The sequence below is a fragment of the Lactobacillus equicursoris DSM 19284 = JCM 14600 = CIP 110162 genome (assembly GCF_001434815.1).
Taxonomy (GTDB): Bacteria; Bacillota; Bacilli; order Lactobacillales; family Lactobacillaceae; genus Lactobacillus; species Lactobacillus equicursoris.
This window is the reverse complement of the sequence record NZ_AZDU01000084.1, coordinates 802-2941: the sequence shown is the minus strand read 5'-3', so window position 1 is coordinate 2941 and position 2140 is coordinate 802. Positions and strand designations below refer to the sequence as shown.

General features: G+C 46.9%; 1 rRNA gene. It reads right to left on the bottom strand.

Annotation, left to right across the window (positions count from 1 at the left end):
* Positions 1-1932, bottom strand: a 23S ribosomal RNA gene (locus tag FC20_RS09285); the annotation flags it as partial.
* Positions 1933-2140: the final 208 nt, after the last annotated feature.

Here is a 2140-nt window from a genome sequence, read left to right as displayed (position 1 = left end):
TTACGGCCGCCGTTTACTGGGGCTTCAATTCTGGGCTTCGCTTACGCTAACTCATCCTCTTAACCTTCCAGCACCGGGCAGGCGTCAGCCCCTATACGTCATCTTTCGATTTTGCAGAGACCTGTGTTTTTGATAAACAGTTGTTTGGGCCTATTCACTGCGGCTGACCTGACGGTCAGCACCCCTTCTCCCGAAGTTACGGGGTCATTTTGCCGAGTTCCTTAACGAGAGTTCACTCGCTCACCTTAGGATATTCTCCTCGACCACCTGTGTCGGTTTACGGTACGGGTAGTTTATTTCTCACTAGAAGCTTTTCTTGGCAGTGTAACATCAGGAACTTCGCTACTTAATTTCGCTCCCCATCACAACTTGTCCTTATAGAATCAAGCATTTCACTCAACTCAAGACTCGTTGCTTAGACACACATTTCCAGTCGTGTGCATTCCTTAGCTTCCTGCGTCCCTCCATCGTTCAAACAAAATAAACTAGTACAGGAATCTCAACCTGTTGGCCATCGACTACGCCTTTCGGCCTCGCCTTAGGTCCCGACTAACCCTGGGAGGACGAGCCTTCCCCAGGAAACCTTAGTCATACGGTGGATCAGATTCTCACTGATCTTTCGCTACTCATGCCGGCATTCTCACTTCTAAGCGCTCCACTAGTCCTTACGATCTAGCTTCATTGCCCTTAGAACGCTCTCCTACCGCGGACACTTACGTGTCCACCCACAGTTTCGGTATTATGTTTAGCCCCGGTACATTTTCGGCGCAGCGGCACTCGACTAGTGAGCTATTACGCACTCTTTAAATGGTGGCTGCTTCTGAGCCAACATCCTAGTTGTCTGTGCACCGCCACATCCTTTTCCACTTAACATAAATTTTGGGACCTTAACTGGTGATCTGGGCTGTTTCCCTTTCGACTACGGATCTTATCACTCGCAGTCTGACTCCCGGAACTAAATCGATGGTATTCGGAGTTTATCTGAATTCAGTAACCCATGACGGGCCCCTAGTCCAAACAGTGCTCTACCTCCATGATCCATTATTCCGAGGCTAGCCCTAAAGCTATTTCGGAGAGAACCAGCTATCTCCAAGTTCGATTGGAATTTCACCGCTACCCACACCTCATCCCCGCCATTTTCAACTGACGTGGGTTCGGTCCTCCAGTGTGTTTTACCACACCTTCAACCTGGACATGGGTAGGTCACTTGGTTTCGGGTCTACATCTATATACTCATTCGCCCATTTCAGACTCGCTTTCGCTACGGCTCCAGCTTTTCACTTTAACCTCGCATATAAACGTAACTCGCCGGTTCATTCTACAAAAGGCACGCCATCACTCATTAACGAGCTTTGACTAATTGTAGGCACACGGTTTCAGGATCTATTTCACTCCCCTTCCGGGGTGCTTTTCACCTTTCCCTCACGGTACTGGTTCACTATCGGTCACTAGGGAGTATTTAGCCTTGGGAGATGGTCCTCCCGGATTCCGACGGAATTTCACGTGTTCCGCCGTACTCAGGATCCAGAACGGAGGTTAAGTTGTTTAATCTACGTGGTTATCACACTCTTTGACTCAGCTTCCCAGCTGATTCGATTACAACTTAACTTGGTAACTCCAATGTTCTGTCCTACAACCCCAAGAAGCAAGCTTCTTGGTTTGGGCTCTTCCCCGTTCGCTCGCCGCTACTTAGGGAATCGATTTTTCTTTCTCTTCCTGCAGGTACTTAGATGTTTCAGTTCCCCGCGTCTACCTTCACTAAGCTATGTATTCACTTAGTGATAATACCCGACTAAAGGTATTGGGTTCCCCCATTCGGAAATCTCCGGATCAAAGCTTACTTACAGCTCCCCGAAGCATATCGGTGTTAGTACCGTCCTTCATCGGCTCCTAGTGCCAAGGCATCCACCGTGCGCCCTTTATAACTTAACCTAACTTTACCGATGGTAAAGGGTTATTATTTGAGTTTAGCGATATGAACTAATTCATATTTCTTTTAAAAAACTCTTTAAAACGCAATGTTTTCTCGGCTTTTAAAACTAATATATTACTTATTATCCAGTTTTCAAAGAACAAAGTTTGAGAGTAGACCTCTCAAAACTAAACAAAGTTTCGACTTCGCAAATGTACAAGGCTTTCC